Origin of the sequence: Corallococcus sp. Z5C101001, assembly GCF_007352635.1 — a bacterium.
Classification (GTDB): Bacteria; Myxococcota; Myxococcia; order Myxococcales; family Myxococcaceae; genus Corallococcus; species Corallococcus silvisoli.
This window is the reverse complement of record NZ_VKLU01000011.1, coordinates 57,649-75,406: the sequence shown is the minus strand read 5'-3', so window position 1 is coordinate 75,406 and position 17,758 is coordinate 57,649. Positions and strand designations below refer to the sequence as shown.

Here is a 17,758-nt window from a genome sequence, read left to right as displayed (position 1 = left end):
CTCAGGGCGGTTCGACGCGCAGCAGCTCGCGGAAGAGCACGTCCGCCACGTCGCGGAACAGCTCCCCGGACGCGAGCAACCCGCCGCAGTGGTGCGGCTCGCGCGCCAGCGTGAGCGCCACGGCCTTGCCCAGCACCGCGTCCCAGAAGGGCTCCGAGTCGAGCGGCAGGAGGAACTCGCGGATGACGGACTTGGGCCAGGGCAGCACGGTGGTGGGGTCCGCGTCGCTCAGGCTGGTGAAGCAGTCCAGGTCCACGTCCAGCAGCACGGCCGGCGAGGCCTCCAGCACGTCGCGCACCGCGTCCGTGGGGCCGGGGCGCAGGTACGCCTCCGCCGCGCGGTCCACCGTCGTGACCGTCACCAGCCGGTGGGCCCGGCCGCGCGTGTCCACGTACGTGTCGCCGGCGAAGGCGCCCCGGGGCCGGGTGCGCGCGATGATCAGCGCGTCGCCCACGAGGTTGGCCTCCATCGCCGCGACGATGTGGTCGTAGTTGCGCACGTCCAGGTGCCACCGCGCGTGTTCATCCAGCGCGCGCAGTCCGGCGGAGCGGTCCGGCATGTCCGCGGGATGTTCAGGCACCACGATGTCCAGGTGCCGGTCCAGGGTGACGAGCAGGGCAGGGGGGCCCGCGTCGCCCAGGGCGCAAGCCCACGCGGGCAGTGCGAGCCGATGCGGGTCGAACACGTACGCGTCGGTCGGGCCACGGCCTCCGCCCAGCGCGAGCCGCACGATTCCCGCGAGCCGCAGGTGTCGCAGGGCGTCGTCATGTTTCAGAGTCATGGGGAAGGAAGTCCCCCTCCGGGGGGCAGCGTTGGGGGGTGCACCATCTTGCCGCGAAAGGAGCCCCGCCTCGCGGGGGTTCGACCACAAATGCGCTTCATTCTCACCGCCGCGTTCTTCCTCCTGGGTGTCCCCGCGCTTGCCCAGGAGGGTACATCCCAGGCCCTGGCTCAGACCGGGAACACCTTCCTGCGCCAATACGCCGAAACCGGGCGCTTCATGAACGGCCGCCCGGTGGGCGCGCGCGTCACCCCGGACGAGCAGTCCGTCCTCTTCCTGCGCACCTCCCCCACGTCCAACGTGCGAATGCTCTACGCGTTCGACGTGGCCAGCGGACAGACGCGGGAGCTGCTCACGCCGGAGGCCCTGCTCAAGGGCGGTGAGGAGAAGCTCTCCCCCGAGGAGCTGGCCCATCGCGAGCGCATGCGCGTGAGCGCTCGGGGCTTCACGTCCTACAGCCTGTCCGAGGATGGCACCCGCCTGCTGGTGCCGCTGTCAGGCCGGCTCTACGTGGTGGACCGAGCCACGGGGAAGTCGAAGGAGGTGAAGACGGGGCCGGGAGTCATCGACCCTCGGCTGTCACCGGACGGCAAGCAGGTGGCGTACGTGCGCGAGCACGACGTGTACCGGGTGGACCTGGCCGCCAACCAGGAGAAGCGCGTCACGCAGGGCGGCACTGCGCGGAAGACGCACGGCCTGGCGGAGTTCGTCGCGCAGGAGGAGATGGGCCGCTTCTCCGGCTACTGGTGGAGCCCGGACGCGAAGTCCATCGCCTATGCGGAGTCGGACACGGGTGACGTGGAGAAGCTCACCATCGTGGACGTGATGCACCCGGAGAAGGGCGCGGAGTCCTTCCCCTATCCGCGCGCGGGTCATGCCAACGCGAAGGTGCGGCTGGGCATCACGCCCGTCACGGGCGGCAAGACGGTGTGGGCGCAGTGGGACGCGCGGAAGTATCCGTATCTGGCCACGGTGAAGTGGGACAAGGGCGGGCCGCTGACGGCGCTGGTACAGAACCGCCTCCAGACGGAGGAGCAGCTGCTCGCGGTGGATCCGGCCACGGGCAAGACGCGCGTGCTCCTCACGGAGACGGACGCGGCGTGGATCAACCTGCATCAGGCCTTCCCGCTGTGGCTGGAGGATGGCTCCGGCTTCCTCTGGTACACCGAGCGCAACGGGGCCTCGGAGGTGGAGCTGCGCAAGGCCAACGGAGAGTTGGAGCGCTCCGTGGTGAAGCCGGGCGCGGGCTTCCGCAACCCCGTGGGCTTCGTGCAGGCGGACCAGACGCTGTTCTTCGCCGGCGACCCGAACCCCACGGAGAGCCACCTGTGGCGCGTGAAGGCGGGAGGCGCGCCGGAGCGGGTCGCCACGGGGGCCTCCGGTCCGGTCCTGGAGAGTGGCGTCGTCTCCAAGACCGGCGGCCTCATCGTGTTGAACACGCAGGGCCCCAAGAGCATGCCGCGCACGGTGGTGCTGAAGGGTGACGGCACGAAGCTGGGCGAGCTCCCGGAGGTGGCGCAGGAGCCGCCTTTCACGCCGAACCTCGAGGTGCGTCAGGTGGGCGCGAGGAGGTTCTGGACGTCGCTGGTGAAGCCGCGCGACTTCAAGCCCGGCACGAAGCTGCCCGTCATCGTGAGCATCTACGGAGGTCCCATCATCACGATGGTGCATCAGTCCATGGCCACGACCCTGCTGGACCAGTGGATGGCGGATCAGGGCTTTCTCGTGGTCAGGGTGGACGGGCGCGGGACGCCGCTGCGCACCTCCGAATGGAACCGCGCGGTGAAGCACGACTTCGCCACCGTCACGTTGGATGATCAGATTGAAGCGGTGCAGGCGCTGGCGAAGGAGGTGCCGGAGCTGGACCTCCAGCGCGTGGGCATCACCGGCTGGAGCTTCGGCGGGTACATGTCCGCGCTGGCCGTGATGAAGCGCCCGGACTTCTTCAAGGCCGCGGTCGCTGGGGCGCTGGTGGTGGACTGGCGTGACTACGACACGCACGCCACCGAGCGTTACCTGGGCCTGCCGGAAGAGAGCCCCCAGGCCTACGAGGTCAGCGACCTGCTGACGTACGCGAAGAAGGAAGGCCCCATCGGCGCGCTGCTGCTGATGCACGGCACCGCGGACGACAACGTCTACTTCTTCCACGCCTTGAAGCTGTCGGACGCGCTCTTCCGCGCGGGCAAGCCGCACCAGCTGCTGCCCCTGGCGGGCCTCACGCACATGGTGGCGGATCCCCTCGTCACGGAGCGTCAGTACGCGCGCGTGATCGAGCACTTCCAGCAGAACCTGAAGTAGCAGGCGCTGTGACGCCATGCCCGCCGTTGCCGCCTGGGGCCAGACCCTGGCGGCAGCGCGCCTCGGGGCGTGGACCGGGGCCGGGGGGCCGGGGCTTTCGTGAGCTTCGGGCCTCGGCGCACCGTCCAGACAGCGCGGGTGCCGCGGAGCGTCGTCCGCTTCCGAGTGGGAATCCTCCGCGGCGTCCGACGTTGGGAGGGCCGCGCGGCGGCTGGAGTGTAGGCTTGCCCGCACCTTCCCGCGAAAGGAGCCCCGCCCCGCGCGGGGATTCAGCTACTCATGCGTCAGGTCCTTACCGCCGCGCTCCTCCTAGTGAGCGCACCCGTCCTTGCCCAGGAGCGCAAACCCTCCGCCATGGCCCCTTCGCAAAAGCAGCCGGACACCTTCCTGCGTCAGTACGCCGAGACGCGCCGCTTCATGAGCGGCCGCCCCGTCGGGCTGCGCATCACCCCGGATGAGCAGTCCGTCCTCTTCCTGCGCACGTCCCCCACGTCCAACGTGCAGATGCTCTACGCGTTCGACGTGGCCAGCGGACAGGCGCGGGAGCTGCTCACCCCGGAGGCCCTGCTCAAGGGCAACGAAGAGACGCTCTCCTCCGAGGAGAAGGCCCGCCGCGAGCGCATGCGCGTGAGCGCTCGGGGCTTCACGTCCTACAACCTGTCCGAGGATGGCACCCGCCTGCTGGTGCCGCTGTCGGGCCGGCTCTACGTGGTGGACCGAGCCACGGGGAAGTCCACGGAGGTGAAGACGGGCCCTGGCGTCATCGACCCCCGGCTGTCACCGGACGGCAAGCAGGTGGCGTACGTGCGCGAGCACGACGTGTACCGGGTGGACCTGGCCGCCAACCAGGAGAAGCGCGTCACGCAGGGCGGCACGGCGCAGAAGACGCACGGGCTGGCGGAGTTCGTCGCGCAGGAGGAGATGAGCCGCTTCTCCGGCTACTGGTGGAGCCCGGACGCGAAGTCCATCGCCTACACGGAGTCCGACACGGGCGACGTGGAGAAGCTCACCATCGTGGACGTGATGCACCCGGAGAAGGGCGGCGAGATCTTCCCGTACCCGCGCCCCGGCAAGCCGAACGCGAAGGTGCGGCTGGGCATCACGCCCGTCACGGGTGGCAAGACGGTGTGGGCGCAGTGGGACGCGCGGAAGTACCCGTACCTGGCCACGGTGAAGTGGGACAAGGGCGGGCCACTGACGGCGCTGGTGCAGAACCGCCTCCAGACGGAGGAGCAGCTGCTCGCGGTGGATCCGGCCACGGGCAAGACGCGCGTGCTCCTCACGGAGAAGGACGCGGCCTGGGTGGAGCTGAACCAGGACTTCCCGCTGTGGCTGGAGGATGGCTCTGGCTTCCTCTGGTACACCGAGCGCAACGGGGGGCCGGAGGTGGAGCTGCGCAAGGCCAACGGAGAGCTGGAGCGCTCCGTGGTGAAGCCGGACGCGGGCTTCCGCAACCTCGCGCGCTTCGTGCAGGCGGACCAGACGCTGTTCTTCACCGGCGACCCGAACCCCACGGAGAGCCACATGTGGCGCGTGAGGGCCGGCGGCGCTCCGGAGAAGGTGGCCACGGGGAGCGGTCCGGGCCTGGAGACGGGGCTCGTCTCCAAGCACGGCGGGCTCGTTGTGTTGAACACGCAGGGCCCCAAGAGCATGCCGCGCACGGTGGTGCTGAAGGGTGACGGCACGAAGCTGGGCGAGCTTCCGGAGGTGGCGCAGGAGCCGCCCTTCACGCCGAACTTCGAGGTGCGTCAGGTGGGCGCGAAGAAGTTCTGGACGTCGCTGGTGAAGCCGCGCGACTTCAAGCCCGGCACGAAGCTGCCGGTCATCGTGGAGGTCTACGCGGGCCCCACCACCACGGTGGTGCACCAGTCCATGGCGGCGCACCTGCTCAGCCAGTGGATGGCGGACCACGGCTTCCTGGTGGTCAAGGTGGACGGGCGCGGCACGCCGCTGCGCACCGCGGACTGGAACCGCGTGGTGAAGCACGACTTCGCCACCATCACCCTGGATGATCAGATTGAAGCGGTGCAGGCGCTGGCGAAGGAGGTGCCGGAGCTGGACCTCCAGCGCGTGGGCATCACCGGCTGGAGCTTCGGCGGTTACATGGCCGCGCTGGCCGCGCTGAAGCGCCCGGACTTCTTCAAGGCCGCGGTGTCGGGCGCCCCGGTGGTGGACTGGCGCGACTACGACACGCACTACACCGAGCGCTACCTGGGCCTGCCGGAAGAGACCCCCCAGGCCTACGAGGTCAGCAGCCTGCTGACGTACGCGAAGAAGGACAGCCCCATTGGCGCGCTGCTGCTGATGCACGGCACCGCGGATGACAACGTTTACTTCTTCCACACGCTGAAGCTGTCGGACGCGCTCTTCCGCGCCGGGAAGCCGCACCAGCTGCTGCCCTTGTCGGGCCTCACGCACATGGTCCCGGATCCGCTCGTCACGGAGCGCCAGTACGAGCGGGTCATCGCCCACTTCGAGCAGAACCTGAAGTAGCGCGGACGCGACGCCTGGAAAGGCAGAGGCCCGGATCCCCCACCGCGGGGTCCGGGCCTCCTTACTTCAACCAGTCCGTGAGGAATGGCTGAGGACGCGTCACTTCACGCCGCGCGGACGTTCTGCGCCTGCAGACCCTTCGGGCCCTTGGTGACTTCGAACTCCACCTTCTGGCCTTCGGCCAGCGTGCGGAACCCATCCATGTTGATGGCGGTGTGGTGGCAGAACACGTCCTCGCCGCCGCCGTCCTGGGTGATGAAGCCGAAGCCCTTCGCGTCGTTGAACCACTTCACGGTACCAGTTGCCATTGCGCTTCCTTGCGTTTGCAGGGCAGCCGTGGGGAAGGCCACCCGTTCTGCCCGACGACCGGGGAGACAGGGCTATTTGTAGTGAAAGGGCCGACTGGAAGTCCAGCCGGCCCTCCGGGAATGCCAGTCTTCGAACCCCCGCACCACCATGTGCGAGGGGGTAAGTCAAATGTCGAGAAGCAGACGCTCGGGGTCCTCGATGCACTCCTTCACGCGCACGAGGAACTGCACCGCCTCGCGGCCGTCCACCAGGCGGTGGTCGTAGGTGAGGGCGATGAACATGATGGGCCGGATGACCACCTGGCCGTCGCGGGCCACGGGGCGCTCCACGATGTTGTGCATGCCCAGGATGCCCGTCTGCGGCGGGTTCAGGATGGGCGTGGACAGCATGGAGCCGAAGATGCCGCCGTTGGTGATGGTGAAGGTGCCGCCCTGCAGCTCCGCCAGGGTGAGCTTGTCGTTGCGGGCGCGGCCGCCGTAGTCACCGACCGTCTTCTCCAGCTCCGCGAGCGACAGCTTGTCCGCGTCGCGCACCACCGGCACCACGAGGCCGCGGCTGCCGCTCACGGCCACGCCGATGTCGTAGTAGTGCTTGAAGATGACGTCCTCGCCGTCGATCTCCGCGTTGATCTGCGGGAACGCCTTGAGGGCCTCCACCGACGCGCGGATGAAGAAGCTCATGAACCCGAGCTTCACGCCGTGCTTCGCCTGGAACTTGTCGTTGTACTTCTTGCGCAGCGCCATCACCTCGCCCATGTCCACCTCGTTGAAGGTGGTGAGCAGGGCGGCGTTGGACTGCGCCTGGAGCAGGCGCTCGGCGACGCGCTTGCGCAGCGGCGTCATGCGCACGCGCTCCTCGCGCGCGGCGTTGGGGCGCGGGCCGGACGGCGCGGCCGGGGCGGGAGGCGCGGACGGCGCGGCGGGCGTGGCCGGGCGGTTCAGCTGACCCAGCACGTCCTCCTTCACGATGCGGCCACCGGTGCCGGAGCCCTTCAGCTGGCCCACGTCCACCCGGTTCTCCTCCGCCATCTTCTTGGCGGTGGGGGTGATGCGCGCGTCGGTGGCGGCCGGAGCGGACGACACCGGGGCCGCGGCCTGGGCGGGCGCGGGCGTGGCGGCGGCCGCCGCCGGGGAGGCAGCGGCGCCGGCCCCGGCCTCGATGGTGCCCAAGACGTCGCCCACGCGGACCTTGTCGCCCTCCTTGAAGGCAATGGACGCGACGCTGCCTGCGGCGGGAGCCGGCACGTCGATGGTGACCTTGTCGGTCTCCAGCACGACGAGCGGCTCGTCCGCGGCGACCGTGTCACCCTGCTTCTTGTTCCACTTGCCGACGACGGCTTCGGTGATGGATTCGCCGAGCGGCGGGACTTTCAGTTCAACGGCCATTCTGGGGTCCTCGGAGGATGGCTTCTTCGATGATGAGCTGCTGCTCGTAGTCGTGCGTCTTGGTGAAACCGGTGGCGGGGCTGGCGGCTTCGGCTCGGCCGATGTAGCCCAGCTTCACGGGGTGCTGCTGCGACCGGCCGGAGACGAGGTCGTGCAGGCGCGGGAACATGAAGTGCCAGCCTCCCGCGTTGCGCGGCTCCTCCTGCACCCAGTACAGCTCCTGGAGCGCCGGCAGCTTCGCCACCAGGTTCGACAGTTCGTCGTGCGGGAACGGGTAGAGCTGCTCCACCCGCACGATGGCGATGGACTCGTCCTTGCGCTCGTCGCGGGCCTTGGCCAGGTCGTAGTACACCTTGCCGCTGCACAGGAGCAGCCGCTTCACCTTGGCCGGGTCCGCCTTCGCGTCCGGAATCACTTCCTGGAACGTGCCCGTCGCCAGCTCGTCCATGCGGCTGGTGGCCTCCGGACGGCGCAGGAGGCTCTTGGGCGACATGATGACCAGCGGCTTGCGCACCGGGCGCACCACCTGGCGGCGCAGCAGGTGGAAGATCTGCGCGGGCGTGGTGGGGTAGCAGACCTGGAGGTTGTCCTCGGCGCACAGGTCCAGGAAGCGCTCCAGGCGCGCGCTGGAGTGCTCCGGGCCCTGGCCTTCGTAGCCGTGCGGCAGCAGCAGCGTGATGCCGCTCAGCCGCCGCCACTTGCTCTCCGCGGCGGCGATGAACTGGTCGATGATGATCTGCGCGCCGTTGGCGAAGTCACCGAACTGCGCCTCCCACAGGGTGAGGCCGTCCGGCACGTCCAGGCTGTAGCCGTAGTCGAAGCCCAGCACGCCCATCTCCGACAGCGGGCTGTTGTAGACGTTGAACGCGGCCTTCCCGGTGGCGAACTGGCGCAGCGGGACGTACTCCTCGCCCGTCTGCACGTCGTGCAGCACCGCGTGGCGGTGGCTGAAGGTGCCGCGCTCGCTGTCCTGGCCGGACAGGCGGATGCCGTAGCCCTCCGACAGGAGCGTCGCGTACGCCAGCGACTCGCCCTCGCTCCACTGGAGCTCTTCGCTCTCCAGCATGCCCTGGCGCTTCTTGAGGACGGTGCGCTCCACGTCGCGGTGGACCTGGAAGCCCTCCGGCGCGGTGGCGAGCTTCTGGAGCGCGTCGCGCAAGGTGGCCTTGGCCACCGCGGTGGGCACCTGGGGCGCGTTCTTCAGCAGGCCGCCCTTGTAGGGCTTCCACAGGCCCTCCAGCGCGTTGGGCTCCTTGAACTGGCTCTCCTGGCGGGCGCGGGTGAGCGCCGCGTCGAAGTCCTGGAAGCAGCGCTGCTTGAGCGCGTCCGACTCCTCCGTGCTGATGCGGCCGGCCTCCGCGAGCGCCTTCGCGTACAGCGCGCGCACCGGCGGGTGCTTGCGGATGAGCTCGTACATCGACGGCTGGGTGAAGGACGGGTCGTCGCCCTCGTTGTGGCCGTAGCGGCGGTAGCAGATGAGGTCGATGACCACGTCGCTCTTGAACGTCTGGCGGTACTCCGCCGCGAGCCGCGCCACGTGGACGCACGCCTCGGGATCATCTCCGTTCACGTGGAACACGGGGATGTCCAGCATCTGCGCGATGGCGGTGGAGTAGATGCTGGAGCGCGAGTCCGACGGGTCGGTGGTGAAGCCGACCTGGTTGTTGATGACGATGTGGACCGTGCCGCCGGTGGTGTAGCCCTTGAGGCCGGAGAAGTTGAGCGTCTCCGACGTGACACCCTGGCCGATGAAGGCCGCGTCGCCGTGGATGAGCAGCGGGACGATGCCGGTGCGCTCCGCGTCGCCGCCGCGGTCCTGCTTGGCGCGCACGCGGCCCTCCACCACGGGGCCCACGCACTCCAGGTGGCTGGGGTTGAAGGCCAGCGACAGGTGCACGTTCTTGCCCGAGCGCGTGGTGTGGTCCGACGAGAAGCCCATGTGGTACTTCACGTCGCCGCGGCCCAGGTAGGCCTTGGGGTCCTTGGGGCCGTCGAACTCGCTGAAGATCTGATCCGGCTTCTTGCCCAGGATGTTGGTCAGCACGTTGAGGCGGCCGCGGTGGGCCATGCCGATGACCAGCTCCTTCAGGCCCATGCCGCTGCCGACCTCCAGCAGGGCGTCCAGCATGGGGATGAGGGCCTCGCCGCCATCCAGGCTGAAGCGCTTGGCGCCCACGTACTTCGTGTGCAGGAAGTGCTCGAAGCCCTCCGCGTACGACAGCTTGGTGAGCAGGTGCCGCTGCTCCTCCACGGAGAACGGCGTGCGGTTGTCGCTGTGCTCCATGCGCTGCATGAGCCAGCGGCGACGCTCGCTGTCGAGCATCTGCATGAACTCCACGCCGATGTGGCCGGCGTAGGTGCGGCGCAGCCGCGCGACCAGCTCCGACAGGCGCACGCGCTGCTGCGGGAAGACGTTGTTGCACTCCACCGCCTGCTCCAGCTCCTTGGCGGCGAAGTGGTTGTCATCCATCAGCGCCACGTCCGCGATGTGGCCCAGCGGCGGGCGCGGGCGCTCCAGCGGATCCAGGCTCGCGCGCAGGTGCCCGCGCAGCCGGAAGGCGGTGATGGCCTGATCCACCTTGGACTGCAGCCCGATGTCCTGCGCGGGGGCGGCCGCGGGCTGCGGCGCGACGGCGGCGGCCGGAGCGGCCTGCACGGCGGCGCCGTTGGCCTTGCCCTTCCCCTTGCCGTCCTTTCCTTCAGGTGCGGCGGCAGTCGGTGCCTCCAACTGCTTCGCGTTGAAGATGGGGCGGCCCGTGCCGTTGTTCCGCTCGAACACCTCGCGCCAGCTGGAATCCACGCTGCCGGGGTCATCGAGGAAGCGCGCGTAGAGCCCCTCGATGAAGTCGATGTTGGCACCAGAGAGAAAGCTGTCCTGGAAATTCGCCATGGCGGGGGTCTTTTACTGGATGGGCGTCGCGTTGGGGGGTTTTCGCCTCAGTTTGTTGAAGCGCGTCATGCCCGGCCGCGTCGCTTAATCCAAGGGAGCAGGTGGAGTCATGTCCCGCGTGAGCCCAACTTCACCGAACGCCGGATTCCCGAAGCTGGAATGAGCTCAAATGAAGCTCTTGCGCGACCGACATGCCGAACGGACGTACATCCAGGGGTGGACGGGACGTGGGTCCAGGGCCCCCCTCGGCCGCCCAGGAGTGGTAAGCACACGCCCCCACTTTACCTCTCTGCTCGAGAAAGTACCGACATGCTCCTCCAGGGCAAGAAGCTGCTCATCACCGGTGTGCTCACCCCGCAGTCGCTGGCGTTTGGTGTCGCGGAGCACGCGATCGCGCAGGGCGCGGAGGTCATCCTCACCGGCTTTGGCCGGGCGAAGTCCCTCACCGAGCGCAGCGCGAAGCGGCTCAAGCCCGGCACGGAGGTGCTGGAGCTGGACGTGACGAACCCGGCGCACTTCCCGGCGCTCACGGAGGCCCTCAGGGCGAAGTGGGGCCGCGTGGACGGCGTGCTGCACGCCATCGCGTACGCGCCGGAGGACGCGCTGGGCGGCAACTTCCTCCACACGCCGTGGGAGAGCGTGCAGACCGCGTTCCGCATCTCCGCGTTCTCCGTGAAGGAGCTGGCCGTGGCGTGCGCCCCGCTGATGACGCAGGGCGGCTCCATCGTCGCGCTGGACTTCGACAACCGTCAGGCGTGGCCCATCTACGATTGGATGGGTGTGTGCAAGGCGGCCATGGAGGCCACGGTGCGCTATCTGGCGCGCGACCTGGGCCCCAAGGGCATCCGCGTCAACGCGCTGGCGGCGGGGCCGCTGGCCACCGTGGCGGCCAAGGGCATCCCGGGCTTCAAGGCGCTGGCCCAGTACTGGGGCAAGCAGGCCCCGCTGGGCTGGAGCGACAAGGACAGCCATGACCACGTGGCCAAGACGGCCTGTGCCCTTCTGTCGGATTGGCTGTCCTCCACCACGGGAGAGATGATTCACGTGGACGGCGGCTACCACGCGGTGGGCGCGCCTCCCGTCGACTCCGTGGAGGCACCCGAAGGGGTCCCCGCGACCCCTGCGCCCAAGGAAGGCTGAAGCCAGACCCCTTGCAGGAAAATCCAGACATTCACCTGCCCGGTCCTCCGGCGGACGGGGGCCCCCCGCTTCCGCCGGTTGGAGCGCTCACGGTAGGATCACCCATGCAGCGCAGATCGCATCCGCACATCGCGGAGCCTGTGCGAGGAGCCGTGGCACAGTGAGCACCAACGTCTTGCTGGTGGACGACAGCCCGACCGTCCGCAACATCCTCAAGATCTACCTGATGAACCTCAAGGTCAGCATCGTCGAGGCGGAGGACGCGCAGCGCGCGCTGCAGCTGCTCCGGCTGGTGCCGGTGAGCGTGGTGATCGCCGACATCAACATGCCGGTGATGGATGGCATCACGTTCGTGAAGGAGGTGCGCGCGAGCGCGCAGGAGCAGGTGAAGAAGGTGCCGGTCATCCTGCTGACGGCGGAGAAGGGCGAGGACCTGCGCAGGCGCGGCTCGGAGGCGGGGGCCAACGCCTTCATCCAGAAACCGGTGTCGCACGACGAGCTGACCAAGACGGTGCGTCAGTTCCTGAACGGGGCCTGAAACCGTGAGCCTGCCGTCCCTGCTGCTGGTCGATGACAGCGACGCCATCCTGGCGCTGGAGCGGGCCATCCTCTCCGGGCACTACACCATCCACACGGCCAGCAACGGCCGTGAGGCGCTGGACAAGGTGGGGCGGCTGCACCCGGCGGCGGTGCTGTTGGACCTGTCCATGCCGGAGATGGACGGGGACGAGGTGCTCCAGCGGATGAAGGCGGATCCCGCCACGGCGGACATCCCGGTGATCATCATCTCGTCGGAGAAGCAGCGGGCGGAGGCGTGCCTGGGGCTGGGCGCGGAGGCGTTCCTGTCCAAGCCCTTCCGCGCGGACGAGCTGCTCAACCGCGTGGGCGAGGCGCTGGAGAACGCCCGGCGCCGCTCGCGCACGGGCGCCCTGCTGGTGCTGCGGCTGACCGTGGGCGAGCGCGAGTTCGCCGTTCCCCTGGACACGGTGAAGGAGGTCCTCCTGCAGCCGGCGACGCGGCCGCTGCCCACCGGCCCCGCGTACCTGCGCGAGTACGTGGAGCTGCGGGGCCATGCGGTGTGCGTGCTGGACGTGGCGCTGCGGCTGGGCGTGAAGCACCAGGTGCCCATCGCGGAGCGGATGCTGGTGGTCATCGAGGCGGAGGGCGTGTCGCTGGCGCTCACCGTGGACGCGGTGCGCGACCCGGAGGAGTTCCAGGCGAGCGACATCGACCGGCGGGAGAAGGTGGGCGGCGCCGAGCACGGCCTGTTGCAGGAGGGGCTGCTGGGCATGCTGCGCACGGGGGGCCGCGCGCTGCCCATCCTGGATCCGAAGGTGTTCATCGCGCGGGGACTGCTGCGCGACCTGCCCGCGCTGCTCGCGCCGGTGGAGGAAGAGCGGAGCGCATGAATGCGGCGCTCGACCCGAAGCTGCTGGCCCGTGCCCGGGAAGTGGTGGCGGACACCACCGGCTTCCGGGAGGACGCCATCGCCCAGGAGGCGGTGGAGCGCGTGCTGCGCGCGGAGCTGGCCCGGGGCCGCGTGCACACGGAGGTCCTGAGCGAGCTGCAGCAGCTGGGGTCGCCCCTGGCCTACACGCTGGTGCGCGCGGTGCTGGTGGGGGAGACGTACTTCTTCCGCCAGCCGGAGCACTTCCGCTTCATCGCGCAGGAGGGCATCCCGTCCGCGCTGCGCCACGGCGCCATGCACCTGCGCGGCTGGAGCGCGGGGTGCGCGACCGGAGAGGAGGCGTACTCGCTGGCCGCGTGCCTGCTGGGGTGCGCGCCCGCCGGGATGCCGGTGGAGGTGGTGGGCACGGACCTGCACGAGGCCAGCCTGGAGGCCGCGCGGCGCGGCACCTACGGCGCGTGGTCCCGGCGCGAGTCCGCGCCCGCGCTGCATTCCGTCTACGAGGTCCACAACGGCCGGCAGGTGTCCATCCTCCCGGAGGTGCGCCGCGTGACGCGCTTCGCGCCCGCGAACCTGCTGGCGCCGCTGCCGGAGCGCTTCGGCCAGTTCGACTTCATCCTCTGCCGCAACGTGCTCACGTACTTCTCGCCGTCCGCGCGCGACGCGGCCATCACCCACCTGTCCCGGGCGCTGACCCCCGGGGGCTTGTTGTTCCTGGGCACGGTGGAGGTGGACCGCACGCCGCCGGGGCTCACGCGCGAGGGGCCTCCGGAGCTCCAGGCCTTCCGCAAGCCCCGGCCGGAGGAGCGCACCTTCGCGCCCACGCCGCCGCCCGTGGCCGCGCCCCGCCCCGTGTCCCTGCCGCGGAGGCTGTCGGCGCCCCTGCCCACCCCGCCCCCCGTCGCGCCGTCCCCACCGCCCCCGCCCGCGCGGCTGCACCTCCAGGCGCTGGAGCGGATTGAAGAGGGCAACGTGGCCGGGGCGACGGCGGTGTTGGAGCTGCTGGTGAAGCAGGCGCCGGACTACCTGCCGGGCCTGCTGGAGCTGGCGCTGCTGCGCGAGCGCGCGGGGGCCCGGGACGCGGCCTTCCCGCTGATGCGCGCCCTGCGCACGCGCGCGGGGCTGCTGCCGCCGGACACGCTGGTGGATGGACCGGAGGCGCTGCCCGCGCGCTTCTATCTGGCGTCCGCTGACGCCTACCTGAATCTGGGGGCGCTGGAATGAAGGGGACGCCGCGGATGGTGGACGAGGCCCTGGAGTCAGAGACGCGCGAGCTGCTGGCGCGCCGGGCCGCGCGTCTGCGCGAGCAGGGCGAGTCGGTCGTGGAGGAGGCGGTCCATTGGATCGCCGAGTTCCCGCTGGGCGAGGAGCGCTACGCGCTGCCCCTGGAGTCCCTGCGCGCGGCCCTGCCGCTGCGCATGGTGACGCCCGTGCCGCTGTCGGCGCCCGCCGTCATCGGCGTGCTGCGCTTCCAGGGACAGGTGGTGTCCGCGCTCAGCCTGGCGTCGCTCCTGGGCGGCCACGGGTGGCGGCAGGACCCGGCGGTGCTGCTGGTGGTGGACCGCGGGGACGGCGAGCTGTGCGCGCTGGACTGCGAGGCCATCCCGCGCCCCACCACGCTGCCGCTCGCGTCGGTGGAGGCCGCGCGCGTGCGGGCGGAGGGGCCGGTGGTGGAGGTCTTCACCCAGGACCGGCAGCTCATCCACCTCATCGACCCGAAGCGCCTGTTCGCCACGCCCGACACGGGGGGGCGCCATGCCCGTTGATCCGATGCTGCAGGGGCTGGTGGCGGGCTTCGCCGTCGAGGCCCAGGAGGTCATCCAGAAGGTCACCATGGACCTGCTGGAGCTGGAGCGCGAGGGCCTGGAGAACGACGCGCTCGCGAAGATCTACACCCGGCTGGGCCGGCACCTGCACACGCTGAAGGGCAGCGCCGCGTCGCTGGGCCTCCAGGACCTGGGCGACATCGCCCACAAGCTGGAGGACGCGCTGGCGCCGCTCAAGGCGCACACGCAGAAGATGCCGCGCCCGGTGGTGGACATCCTGCTGCACGGGCTGGACCTGTTCATGCTGCGCGCGCAGGCCCACGCGGACGGACGCGGGGACTACCTGCCGGACCCCGCCGCCGCGCTGGCGCAGCTGGTCTCCGCCGCGCCGCCGCCAGAGGAGGCCGCGGTGCTGCCCGGTGGGGCGTTCGCGCAGCCGCCGCCGGCGGCCGCGCCCGCCGCGCCCGTGGAGTCGCCGGACGCGTCCGGCGAGTCGTCGGACGCCGGGTGGCGGGTGAGCGCGAACCAGGTGACGGCGCTGATGCGCGAGGTGGAGCGCCTGCGCGAGGTGCGCCTGCGGGTGGAGGAGCGCAGCCGGGAGCTGGAGCGGGTGTCCGCGCTGCTCGCCAAGCAGGGCCTGCTGGCGGAGACGGCGGAGGCGCGCACGCTCCTGTCCGGCACGGGCCGCTCCCTGCGCACCGACGGCGAGGAGACGAGCGACATCGTGGACGCGCTGGAGGAGGGCCTCAAGGCCATCACCACGCGCCCCACGCGCACCATCCTGGACCCCCTGCAGCGCATGGTGCGCGACCTGTCGCGCCAGCTGGGCAAGGAGGCGCGGCTGTCGGTGGTGGGCGCGGAGGTGTCGCTGGACCGGCGCCTGCTGGAGAAGCTCCAGGGCGCGCTCGTGCACCTGCTGCGCAACGCCGTGGACCACGGCCTGGAGCTGCCCGCCGAGCGCGAGAAGGCCGGCAAGCACCACGAGGGCGCGCTCACGCTGCGCGTGGAGCAGCAGGGCAACCTCCTGTACCTGGAGGCGAGCGACGACGGGCGCGGCATCGACCTGGCCCAGGTGCGCAAGGTCGCGGAGAAGCGCGGGCTCGTCACCGCGGACGAGGTGGCCCGCCTCAATGACAACCAGGTGCGCGACCTCATCTTCAGCGCGGGCTTCAGCACCCGCTCGGACGTGACGGACACCTCCGGGCGCGGCGTGGGGCTGGACGCGGTGCGAGACACGGTGGAGTCGCTTCAGGGCCGCATCGAGGTGGCGAGCACGCGCGGGCAGGGCACCCGCTTCGTGCTGACCCTGCCGGTGGACCTGGGCAGCTCCCCGGTGCTGATGGTGCGCGCGCTGGAGCAGTTCGTGGGCCTGCCCATGCTGGCGGTGGAGTCCACGCAGTTGGCGCGCGCGGACTCGCTGCGCGTGGGCCGGCGCCGGGCCCACATGGAATACCAGGGGCAGCTGCTGCCGGTGGTGGACCTGGGCGCGCGGCTGGGCCTGCGGGCGTCCGCGCCTCCCTCGGAAGGGCAGCCGCTGCTCATCGTGCAGAGCGGTGGCAAGCGCGTGGCGCTGGGCGTGGACGCGGTGGTGGGGGACCGGGACCTGGTCATCCGCCCGCTGCCTTCGGAGGTGCGCGACGTGGCGGCCTGGCAGGGCGCGGCGACGCTCAGCCGGGGCGAGCTGCTGCTCATCCTCCGGCCGGACTGGGTGGTGTCGGATTCGGAGAAGGTGACGGTGTCCGCGGCCAGCCGGCGGGCGCTGGTGGTGGATGACTCGCTCACGGCGCGGGCGCTGCACCGGGCGATGCTGGAGGCGGGCGGGTTCCAGGTGCACCTGGCGGCCAGCGGGGCCCGGGCCCTGGAGCGGCTGCAGGCGGACACCTACGACGTCGTCATCTGCGACCTGGACATGGAGGAGATGGACGGCATCGAGCTCATCGCGCGGCTGCGCGAGCGCAAGGACACGCGCACGTTGCCCGTCATCCTCGTCTCCGCGCACGACAGCGCGTCCGCGCGCGAGCGGGGCCTCGCGTCCGGCGCGGATGGCTTCCTCAGCAAGCGCGAGTGCGCCGCGGGCCGTCTGCTCGCGGAGGTGCTGGACGTGATGAGCCGCCGTGGGAGCCGCGCGTGAGCTCCAAGAAGCCCATTCGCGTGCTCGTGGTGGACGACTCGCCCACCATGGCCAACACGCTCACCGCGCTGCTCACGGAGGAGCCGCGCATCGAAGTGGTGGGGCGGGCCGCGGACGGCAACCGCGCCGTGCAGCTGGCGCGCCTGCTGCGCCCCGACGTCATCACCATGGACCTGCTGCTGCCCGGCCTGGATGGCCCGGCGGCCATCGGGCACATCATGTCCCAGGCGCCCGCGCGCATCCTGGTGGTGAGCGCGGTGGCGGAGCAGCGCGGCGTGGACCTGGGCTTCCAGGCGATGAGCGCCGGAGCGCTGGAGCTCATCGGCAAGCCCAACGTCACCAACGCGGACGAGCTGCGCCGGTGGGGCCGGGAGCTGGCCCACTCCGTGTGCCTGATGGCGGAGGTGCCCGTCATCTCCCGCCGCCCGCGCGCCGCGCCGCCGCCGCCCATGCCCAGCGGGGCGCGGGTGGACGTGTTCGGCCTGGTCGCCTCCACCGGGGGGCCGCCCGCGCTGGCGGAGGTGCTGTCCAAGCTGCCGCGCGACCTGCCGGTGCCCGTGCTCATCGCGCAGCACATCACCGTGGGCTTCACCCAGGGCATGGTGCGCTGGCTGTCCCAGGTGTGCGAGCTGCAGGTGGGCATGGCGCGCGACGGCGAGCGGCTGGAGCCGGGGCGCGTGTATTTCCCGATGGATGGCCATGACCTGCTGGTGGACAGCGTGGGGCTGGCCCGGTTGCAGCGCAGCCACGGCGGCCCCTGTCCCAATGGGGACGTGCTGCTCAGCTCGCTGGCCATGGCGTATGGCCGGCGCAGCGGCGGCGGCGTCCTCACCGGCATGGGCGAGGACGGCGCGCGGGGGCTGCTGGCCATCCGCCACGCGGGAGGCGTCACCCTGGCCCAGGACGAGGCGTCCAGCGTCGTCTACGGCATGCCGCGCGCCGCCGTGGAGCTGAAGGCCACCGACGGGGGCACGCCGCTGTCCCTGGTGGCGGACCTCATCCTCCAGAGCTGCCAGCGCCCGTCGTTCCGTCCCTCGCGAGGCCCGGAGGGCGGGGCCCGGTGAGGCTTCCGCCAATAAACCGCCGCGGCCCGCGTTGTCCCTGGCGTCGGGTGGTCGACGGTCGGCCCACGGAAGATGCCACCCCGGGAGTGTTCA

13 protein-coding genes are annotated in these 17,758 nt (G+C 70.8%); 9 read left to right on the top strand and 4 right to left on the bottom strand.

What is annotated here, in order from left to right:
* Position 1: 1 nt before the first annotated feature.
* Entirely contained in the window at positions 2–781 is a 780-nt protein-coding gene (locus tag FOF48_RS24375; RefSeq protein ID WP_143905185.1) for a UPF0489 family protein, read from the bottom strand.
* 90 nt (positions 782–871) lie between these two features.
* Here FOF48_RS24375 and FOF48_RS24370 point away from each other — a divergent pair, with 90 nt between their 5' ends.
* Entirely contained in the window at positions 872–3,079 is a 2,208-nt protein-coding gene (locus FOF48_RS24370; protein WP_143905184.1) for a S9 family peptidase, read from the top strand.
* 279 nt (positions 3,080–3,358) lie between these two features.
* Positions 3,359–5,572 (top strand): S9 family peptidase, encoded by a 2,214-nt coding sequence (locus FOF48_RS24365; protein ID WP_143905183.1) that lies wholly within the window; start codon positions 3,359–3,361, stop codon positions 5,570–5,572.
* A gap of 104 nt (positions 5,573–5,676) precedes the next feature.
* Here the strand turns inward: FOF48_RS24365 and FOF48_RS24360 are convergent, their stop codons facing one another.
* The 3 genes from FOF48_RS24360 to FOF48_RS24350 form a co-directional block, all read right to left on the bottom strand.
* Positions 5,677–5,880, bottom strand: a complete 204-nt coding sequence (locus tag FOF48_RS24360; protein ID WP_014397260.1) for a cold-shock protein — start codon at positions 5,878–5,880, stop codon at positions 5,677–5,679.
* A 165-nt stretch (positions 5,881–6,045) separates the two neighbouring features.
* A complete protein-coding gene (gene odhB / locus FOF48_RS24355) occupies positions 6,046–7,266 on the bottom strand; it encodes a 2-oxoglutarate dehydrogenase complex dihydrolipoyllysine-residue succinyltransferase (RefSeq protein WP_143905182.1) in 1,221 nt (406 codons plus the stop codon).
* Positions 7,256–10,156 carry a 2-oxoglutarate dehydrogenase E1 component gene (locus FOF48_RS24350; RefSeq protein ID WP_143905181.1) on the bottom strand — a complete coding sequence of 967 codons (2,901 nt, stop codon included), beginning with the start codon at positions 10,154–10,156 and terminating at the stop codon, positions 7,256–7,258. Before FOF48_RS24350 ends, odhB begins: the two co-directional genes overlap by 11 nt.
* 309 nt (positions 10,157–10,465) lie before the next feature.
* Here FOF48_RS24350 and fabI point away from each other — a divergent pair, with 309 nt between their 5' ends.
* From fabI to FOF48_RS24315, 7 genes are all read left to right on the top strand, one after another.
* On the top strand, positions 10,466–11,296 hold the full coding sequence (gene fabI, locus FOF48_RS24345) for an enoyl-ACP reductase FabI (RefSeq protein ID WP_143905180.1): 831 nt from the start codon (positions 10,466–10,468) through the stop codon (positions 11,294–11,296).
* Positions 11,297–11,456: 160 nt separating this feature from the next.
* Positions 11,457–11,834, top strand: coding sequence for a response regulator (locus FOF48_RS24340; RefSeq protein ID WP_143905179.1), 378 nt, complete (start codon positions 11,457–11,459; stop codon positions 11,832–11,834).
* Positions 11,835–11,838: 4 nt separating this feature from the next.
* Positions 11,839–12,705: a response regulator gene (locus tag FOF48_RS24335; RefSeq protein WP_143905178.1), complete on the top strand. Its 867-nt coding sequence runs from the start codon at positions 11,839–11,841 to the stop codon at positions 12,703–12,705.
* Complete coding sequence (locus tag FOF48_RS24330) at positions 12,702–13,928, top strand: protein-glutamate O-methyltransferase CheR (protein ID WP_143905177.1); 1,227 nt, start codon at positions 12,702–12,704, stop codon at positions 13,926–13,928. The genes FOF48_RS24335 and FOF48_RS24330 overlap by 4 nt, the downstream gene beginning before the upstream one ends.
* Positions 13,925–14,470, top strand: a complete 546-nt coding sequence (locus FOF48_RS24325; RefSeq protein WP_143905176.1) for a chemotaxis protein CheW — start codon at positions 13,925–13,927, stop codon at positions 14,468–14,470. The genes FOF48_RS24330 and FOF48_RS24325 overlap by 4 nt, the downstream gene beginning before the upstream one ends.
* Positions 14,460–16,601: a response regulator gene (locus FOF48_RS24320; protein WP_143905175.1), complete on the top strand. Its 2,142-nt coding sequence runs from the start codon at positions 14,460–14,462 to the stop codon at positions 16,599–16,601. Before FOF48_RS24325 ends, FOF48_RS24320 begins: the two co-directional genes overlap by 11 nt.
* Positions 16,598–17,665, top strand: a complete 1,068-nt coding sequence (locus FOF48_RS24315; RefSeq protein ID WP_143905174.1) for a chemotaxis protein CheB — start codon at positions 16,598–16,600, stop codon at positions 17,663–17,665. The genes FOF48_RS24320 and FOF48_RS24315 overlap by 4 nt, the downstream gene beginning before the upstream one ends.
* The last annotated feature ends 93 nt before the right edge of the window (positions 17,666–17,758 follow it).